At 61.5% G+C, this 7,715-nt stretch carries 6 protein-coding genes and 1 pseudogene; 4 read left to right on the top strand and 3 right to left on the bottom strand.

The features are described 5' to 3' along the window. Positions 1-192: pseudogene (locus JNM42_RS02435) on the top strand (hypothetical protein); the annotation flags it as partial. A 16-nt stretch (positions 193-208) separates the two neighbouring features. On the opposite strand, the gene JNM42_RS02430 reads toward JNM42_RS02435, so the two are convergent. Next, the gene (locus tag JNM42_RS02430) at positions 209-562 is read right to left on the bottom strand and encodes a hypothetical protein (RefSeq protein WP_294265614.1); all 354 of its coding nucleotides are present in this window, start codon (positions 560-562) and stop codon (positions 209-211) included. Further along, entirely contained in the window at positions 498-1,496 is a 999-nt protein-coding gene (locus tag JNM42_RS02425) for an AraC family transcriptional regulator (RefSeq protein WP_294265611.1), read from the bottom strand. The genes JNM42_RS02430 and JNM42_RS02425 overlap by 65 nt, the downstream gene beginning before the upstream one ends. Before the next feature lie 183 nt (positions 1,497-1,679). Between JNM42_RS02425 and JNM42_RS02420 the strand changes: the two genes are divergently transcribed. After that, positions 1,680-2,543 carry a class I SAM-dependent methyltransferase gene (locus JNM42_RS02420; RefSeq protein ID WP_294265608.1) on the top strand — a complete coding sequence of 288 codons (864 nt, stop codon included), beginning with the start codon at positions 1,680-1,682 and terminating at the stop codon, positions 2,541-2,543. 291 nt (positions 2,544-2,834) lie between these two features. Here the strand turns inward: JNM42_RS02420 and aceE are convergent, their stop codons facing one another. Continuing rightward, a complete protein-coding gene (gene aceE / locus JNM42_RS02415; RefSeq protein ID WP_294265606.1) occupies positions 2,835-5,534 on the bottom strand; it encodes a pyruvate dehydrogenase (acetyl-transferring), homodimeric type in 2,700 nt (899 codons plus the stop codon). Between the two features lie 135 nt (positions 5,535-5,669). Here aceE and JNM42_RS02410 point away from each other — a divergent pair, with 135 nt between their 5' ends. Both JNM42_RS02410 and JNM42_RS02405 read left to right on the top strand, forming a co-directional pair. After that, positions 5,670-6,152 (top strand): Lrp/AsnC family transcriptional regulator, encoded by a 483-nt coding sequence (locus tag JNM42_RS02410; protein WP_294265604.1) that lies wholly within the window; start codon positions 5,670-5,672, stop codon positions 6,150-6,152. 190 nt (positions 6,153-6,342) lie between these two features. Further along, a partial coding sequence (locus tag JNM42_RS02405) for a thiamine pyrophosphate-dependent enzyme (RefSeq protein ID WP_294265601.1) occupies positions 6,343-7,715 on the top strand: 1,373 nt, incomplete at its 3' end.

Below are 7,715 nucleotides of genomic sequence, written 5' to 3'. Positions count from 1 at the left end.
GTCAAACCCTTCCGCCCGCCGAACAGTACGCTCGACGATCATGAGTCACTGCGGGGCGTCGGCTGGGGAATGAACGCCACCCTGGGCAAACACGTCTTCGCCCGGCTGACCTTCGGTTACGGGCTCGATGAGGTTCCCTTGCAGCCACGCAATTACGCAATCAATTTCCAGGTGATCGGCAGCGCGTTCTGACGGCTGGTTTACCGGCTCATGACCCGATCCTGGCAATCGCCGGCTTGAGGATCGGCGCCACTTCCGAGGAAATGGCGCGCCAGGAATCGCCGATGCCGTCCTCGTCGGTTCGCTTTCGCTGGCCATCGCCGGCGACGCCGAATGGCGAGCGTATTTCCTCGAAGGTTATCTCTTCATCGGTGTCATCTACTGGGTCGGCTGCTTCGCGCTGTCGCTCTACATCCAGTGACTGGAAACCCGGTTGGCCCGGAGTTAAGCGCTTCCCAGCCGTCGGATTTAACCTGTCTTCGGAGCAGAAATCGCTCCTACTCGCCGTTCTGAATTCGCCGCCATCGGCCAGGCGGTGTTCCGACCTGACGCTTGAATGCACGCGTGAATGCGGCTTCGGATTCATAACCGACATCGAGAGCGATTGACGCGACCGGCGCACGACTCTGACGCAGCAGCGTCGCCGCGACTGCCATCCGCCATTGCGTGAGGTAATGCATGGGCGGCTGGCCGACCAGCCCGACAAACCGGTCGTAAAATGCCGAGCGGGATAGCGCGACATCGTTCGCCAACGCCTCTATCGTCCAGGCATGCGCCGGCCTATCATGGAGCAGGGCAAGGGCACGCCCCACCTGTCGGTCGCGCAATCCCGCAAGCCAACCGGTGCTCTCTTCGGGCAGCCGTTCAACATGGCGGCGAACGGCATCAACGAACATCATTTCGCTGATGCGCTCAAGCATTGCCTCGCCTCCGGGCCGCTTGTCCTGCGATGCGCTAACCGCCTGTTGCAGCATCTGGCCAATCCATGCGGCGCCACCCGTTGCAGGCAGATGCAGCAGGTGAGGTAGCGCGGCGATCAGCGGATTGAAAGGTCGCAGGTCACACCCTAGGAAGCCGCACACGACATTGCTCACCGATTCCGGCGCGGGCGTTCCATATGAAAATTCATGTAGCGATTGAAACACGACTGGAATCGGCTTGGGGTCGTCGCGCGTGGCATAGACCCACTCTGGCTCCATTCGGCTGGGCCGCAGACCGGGAGCACTTGAGAGCACGTGCGCGTCGCCGTGAGGAAACATCACGATGTCGCCGGACTCCAGCATCACGGGCGGTTCGCCCAAGATTGCCGCCCAACCCCGGCCCTTGGTCAGTACGTGATACTCGATCACATGCTCGGCACCGGGGATTACGGCATCGGCGATCTCTTTCGCGGTCGGTGCCTCCACAGCCCATTCGTGCCCAAAGCTCACGTGGTAGAAAACCGCGCCACGCAGCCTTACCAAGCGCAGCACATCAGATAGCGTATCGGTGGTCATGGACGATCTCCCGGACAATCGGGCAAGTGCCTTGGACGTTCAGCCAAGCCAACATACAACGCAGGACGAACGGACAAATGAGCACGACGCCCGATCAAGTATCACCAATGTGCGAGGCGAATAATCGAAGCCGTTCACCCCAGTGAACCTATCGACCCACTTACCCCTAAAGGAGAATTAGACATGACCAATCTAGCTTTGTGCCCCTCCACGATGGAAAAGCAACTTAGCCCCACCACGCCAGACTTCGCGACAATCAAGCAACGCCAGCAGGCAACTTGGGCCAGCGGTGACTTTTCCGTCATCGGCGTTACGCTGCAAATCGTTGGAGAAACGCTAGCCGAAGCGGCGGATATACGTGCCGGCGAGCGCGTGCTCGATGTTGCAGCCGGGAACGGCAATGCCACGCTCGCCGCGGCCCGGCGCTTTGCCGATGTCACATCGACCGATTATGTGCCGGAGTTGCTGGACAAAGGTCGCGCACGCGCTGAGGCCGAGGGCCTGAATGTAGACTTCCAATGGGCCGACGCCGAGGATTTGCCGTTCGAGGACGGCCGCTTTGACGTCGTGCTATCGACGTTCGGCTCGATGTTCACTCCGGATCACACACGGCCGGCACGCGAAATGTTGCGCGTAGTGCGGCAGGGAGGACGCATCGGTCTGGCGAGCTGGACCCCCGAAGGCTTTATCGGCCAGCTGTTCAAGACCATTGGCGCTTACCTTCCCCCGCCGGCCGGTCTGAAATCGCCTGCACTGTGGGGCACCGAACCGCACATCGTCGAGCTGTTCGGCGCCCAGGCGGCTGACATACGCACGGTGCGCAAGCACTTCAATTTCCGTTACCGCTCCGCTGCGCACTGGCTGCAGATCTTTCGCGATTATTACGGGCCGACGCTCAAGGCATTTGCCGCGCTCGATGAGGCCGGGCAGAACGCGCTTGAGAAAGACATCACCGCGTTGCTTGAACGTTTCAACGTGGCCGGCTCCGCGTCGCTGGTAGTGCCCGGTGAATACCTCGAAGTGCTGATTGCCAAACGCGGCAGTTGATTCGGAGGTTGAAGAGATCGGGTTTACGTGAAGCTTACGCTGGACCGGTTGGCACGTTAAAAGGATTGAAGGGGCAGGTTCATAATAAAAGTGGCAAAGGAATCTGCTGTTCTGTATTTTGGGTCGCTGTGTTTCAGTTAGTTCGAGCCGATCCCCTTTGATCCTCATTATCCGGCACCAAGCGAACAGCAACGGGTGGTAGAGCGAGTTTTGCTCGCATTTTTTTCCAGCGTAAAAGCAGTGCAAATCCAGTTCCCAAGCTTCGATTTTTTCTATTTACGGCACGACGCCTCAGCAGCTTAGCGGGCTTGGTTTGTCGGCATCGATGCCGAGGCGGGTAACGGCGTCGGCGAGCGAATCGCGATTGATCTGGCCCTCGTCGGCTAGGCTTTTGAGTGCCGCCAGGGCGATGTAGCGCGCGTCGATCTCGAAAAAGTCGCGTAGCGCCAGACGGGTGTCTGAACGCCCGAATCCGTCGGTGCCAAGTACCGTGTAGCGGCCGGGAACCCAATTGCGGATCAGGTCGGGGTAGGCGCGAATGAAGTCGCTGGTGGCAATCACCGGGCCGCGATGGCCGTTCAACTGTTCCGCAAGGTACGGGACGCGGGGCGGATCAGCCGGATGCAGGAGGTTCCAGCGCTCGCAGGCGATGCCGTCCTTGCGCAGTTCGCCGAAGCTGGTCGCGCTCCAGACATCGGCGGCGATGCCGAAGTCGTCTTCCAGACCGGCAGCGGCGGCCAGTACTTCGCGCAGGATGCTGCCGCTGCCAATCAACTGCACGCGCGGCCTTGCATCGTCCAGCGTCGAACGCCGCAGCAGGTAAATGCCGCGGCGGATTCCCTCTTCAACGCCCGCCGGCATGGCCGGATGCGGATAATTCTCGTTGTACAGTGTGAGGTAGTAGAAGGCATTCTCGCGTCTGCTCATCATCCGGCGCACGCCGTCCTCGACGATCACCGCCACTTCGTAAGCGTAGGCCGGATCGTAGGCGCGGCAGGTCGGGATGGTCGCGGCATAGACCTGGCTTTGTCCGTCCTCGTGCTGCAAACCCTCGCCCGACAGCGTCGTGCGGCCGGCCGTGGCGCCGAGCAGGAAGCCGCGCGCCTGGCAGTCGGCCGCGTTCCACATCAGGTCGGCAACGCGCTGGAAGCCGAACATCGAATAGAAGATGTAAAACGGCAGCATCGGCTGCGCGCTGTGCGACCATGCCGTTCCGGCAGCGATCCACGAGCTCAGCGAGCCCGCCTCTGAAATGCCTTCCTCGAGAATCTGGCCTTGCACATCCTCTCGGTAGAAATTCAACTGATCGGAGTCCTGCGGCGTATAGCGCTGACCCCAGGGAGAATAGATTCCGAACTGGCGGAACATGTCCTGCATGCCAAAGGTGCGCGCCTCGTCGGCGACGATGGGCACCACGCGCGCGCCCAGTTCACCATCGCGCATCAGCCGGGTGAGCAGACGCACGAAGCTCATGGTCGTGGAAAAGCTGCGCTCGCCCGAATCGGCATGTAAGGCGGAATACAGATCCGGCGTCGCTACGCCGAGGGCGGTGCACTGCTGGCGGCGTTGCGGAACGAAACCGCCAAGCTCGGCGCGACGTGCCTTGAGGTAGCGTACTTCACGGCTGTTTTCGCCGGGATGGAAGAAGCGTGCGGCGTCCAGATCCTCGTCGGACAGCGGCAGGCCGAAGCGGTCGCGGAAGTGCCGCAGATCGTCGCTAGCCAGCTTCTTGGTCTGGTGCGAGGTGTTGGCGCCCTGGCCGGAGGCGCCCATGCCGTAGCCCTTGGTGGTCTGCGCCAGAATGACCGTCGGCTGGCCGCGATGGCCAACTGCGGCGGTATACGCGGCGTATACCTTGACCGGGTCATGGCCGCCGCGCATCAGCGCGTCGATGTCCTTGTCCGACATGTTGGCGACCAGCGCGGCGAGTTCGGGATAGCGCGAAAAGAAGTGTTCGCGGTTGTAATGCCCGTCGGTGGCCGAGAGCTTCTGGAACTCGCCGTCGACCGCCTCGGCCATGCGCTTGAGAATCCAGCCCTCGCGGTCGCGGGCGAACAGCACGTCCCAGTTGCTGCCCCACAGGCACTTTATGACGTTCCAGCCGGCACCGGCGAACAGGGTCTCCAGCTCCTGCACGATATTGCCGTTGCCGCGCACCGGCCCGTCGAGACGCTGCAGGTTGCAATTGACGACCAGGATCAGGTTGTCCAGTTGCTCGCGCGCGGCGAGCGAGATACCGGCCAGCGATTCCGGTTCGTCCATCTCACCGTCGCCGACAAAAGCCCATACCTTGCGGTCGCTGGCCGGCATCATCTCGCGATGTTGCAGATAATGCTGGAAGCGCGCCTGATAAATCGCCGTCAGCAGGCCCAGCCCCATCGACCCGGTCGGGAACTGCCAGAAATTCGGCATCAGCGTCGGGTGCGGATAGGAAGAGAGCCCGCCGCCGCTGCCCCCCGACACCTCGCGCCGAAAGTACTTGAGCTGATCCTCGGAGAGACGTCCCTCGAGGAAGGCGCGCGCATAGACGCCCGGCGCGGCGTGCGGCTGGAAATAAACCAGGTCGCCCGGATGGCTGTCGCTGGCGGCACGGAAGAAATGGTTGAAACCGACCTCGAACAGGTCGGCGATCGAGGCATAGGTGGCAATGTGGCCACCCAGTTCCGGATAGGCCTGATTGGCGCGCATCACCATGGCCAGGGCATTCCAGCGATGGATCGCGGTAATTCTCGACTCCAGATCGAGGTCGCCGGGGTAGGGCAATTGCGCGGCGACCGGAATCGTGTTGCGGTAAGGCGTCGTGTGCAGGGTATGGAAGCGCCCGCCCGCCCGGCGGCCCGACTCGATCAGCCGGTCCAGCAGGAACTCCGCACGCGGCAATCCGTCACGCTCGATGACATCGGCCAGGCTGGCCAGCCAGTCCAGGGTTTCATCCCGATCTTCGTCCACGCTGTCGTTGGCCAAAAGATGGCCTGCGATGACCTGATTCATTTGTAGTCTCCTTGTTGTCGCCAGTCTGAAGGATCTTGTCGATAAAACATTGTAGAAGTAAGCTGATGTCGTTTTGTTGCCAATTAAGCAACCTATAGATCGCTGGCAGCAATAAAAGAGACGAAAAGGGAAGCCATGCGCAATAAACGCAAACTGCCGGAATTCGATCCATTCGACATCCGCCTGCTGAATCGATTGCAGAATGACGCGCGAATCACTAATGTCGCACTGGCCGAAGCGGCAAATCTTTCACCGGCGCCGTGTCTTCGACGGGTGCGCGACCTTGAGGCGAGCGGCGTCATCCGCGGCTATGTGACGCTGCTCGACCCGGAAGCGCTGGGGCTGGATGTGTCGGTGTTCATCCAGGTCAGTCTGGAGAAGCAGGTTGGCCAGGCCTTGCGTGCCTTCGAGGAAATCATCGAGGGCTACCCCGAGGTGATGGAGTGTTACCTGATGACCGGCGATTCGGACTATCTGCTGCGTGTCGTCGCGCGCGATCTCAAGGCGTTGCAAGGCTTTATCGTCGATCGGCTGGCCAAAATCCCGCACGTGGCCAGCATCCGATCCAGTATCACGCTGAAACAGGTCAAATACAAGACGGCCTTGCCGATTGACTAGGCAAACCTCCGGGCGGCGTTGCACAGCACTGGCCAAAGTTGCAGGGTGGATACGCTGCGCTTCTCTACCTTGTAAAAACTCCAACCGCAATCCGTGACTTGATCGAATACAGTACGGGCCGGGAGCCGGAATGTTATAAAATCCCGTCCTTGCTCGTCGGTTTGACGATGTCCGGTGATTGGGGAAAATGATGGCGGCAGTTGAGAGGGAAGTGGCGCGGCCGGCGCCGGCGCAGAGCCGGCTGTTGATGTCCGGTAACGATGCGGTGGCGCGTGCCGTGTGGGAGGCCGGGGTACGTGTGGCGGCGGCCTATCCGGGGACGCCGGCGACCGAGATGCTCGAAGTGATTTCGGGTTATCCCGACCTGTACGCCGAGTGGTCGGTCAACGAAAAGGTTTCGCTGGAAGTGGCTTTCGGCGCGGCCATGGCCGGTTCGCGAGCGTTTTGTGCGATGAAGCACGTCGGTATGAACGTCGCTTCCGATGCGCTGATGACCATGACGCTGACCGGTGTGGCCGGCGGTCTGGTGATCGCCATTGCCGACGATGTCGGCCTGTCGTCCTCGCAGAACGAACAGGATTCGCGCTACTGGGGCCGCTTTGCGCACGTCCCGGTGCTGGAACCGTCCGACTCGCAGGAGGCTTACGATTTTACGCTGGCGGCCTTTGAACTTTCCGAGCGCTTCCAGGTGCCGGTCATCCTGCGCCTGACGACACGCATCTGTCATGTCAAGGGACTGGTCACCGTCGGCGAGCGCTGCGCGCAGCCGGTCGCCGGCTTTACCAAGGATGTGGCGCGCTGGGTGATGGTGCCGGGTGCCGCCGGCCGTCGCCTGCCGCTGATGTTCGAGCGCGAGAACCGGCTGCGTGCCGAAGCCGAAGTGTCAAAACTCAACGTCATCGAGCCGGGAGTGGGGGCAACGACAGACCGGCGGGTCGGCTTCATTACTTCGGGTCCGGCGTACATGCATGTGCGTGAGAGTTTCCCCGACGCACCGCTGCTCAAGCTCGGCTTTTCCTGCCCGGTGCCTTTCGAACTGGTGCGCAAGTTCGCCACGCAGTGCGATCGACTGGTGGTGGTCGAGGAAGTCGAGCCGCTGATCGAAATTGAAGTCAAGGCGCAGGGCATTGCCGTCAGTGGCAAGGATATCCTGCCGCGCAGCGGCGAGCTGTCGCCCAATATCCTGAAACCGGCCATCGCCCGCCTGCTCGGCGAGCCGCTGCCGGACGCCGTGGCCAATGTGGCCAGGGCAACGCCGATGCAGGTTTTCCCGCGGCCACCGACGATGTGCGTGGCCTGCCCGCACCTGGGCGTCTATTACACGCTGGCACAGTTGCGCAATGTCACCATTTCCGGCGATATCGGCTGCTACACGCTCGGTTTCGGGCAGCCGTGGAATGCGCTCGATGCGTGCATCTCGATGGGCGCGTCGATGGGCATGGCGCTCGGCCTCGACAAGGGGCGTGCCGATTCCGAAAAGGACAAGAAGATCGTCGCCGTGATCGGCGATTCGACCTTCCTGCACATGGGCATGCAGGGTCTGCTCGATATCGTTTATAACCG

This window comes from Propionivibrio sp. (assembly GCF_016790145.1).
Taxonomy (GTDB): Bacteria; Pseudomonadota; Gammaproteobacteria; order Burkholderiales; family Rhodocyclaceae; genus Propionivibrio.
The sequence above is the reverse complement of the archived record's forward strand: the minus strand, read 5'-3'. Positions and strand labels throughout refer to the sequence as shown.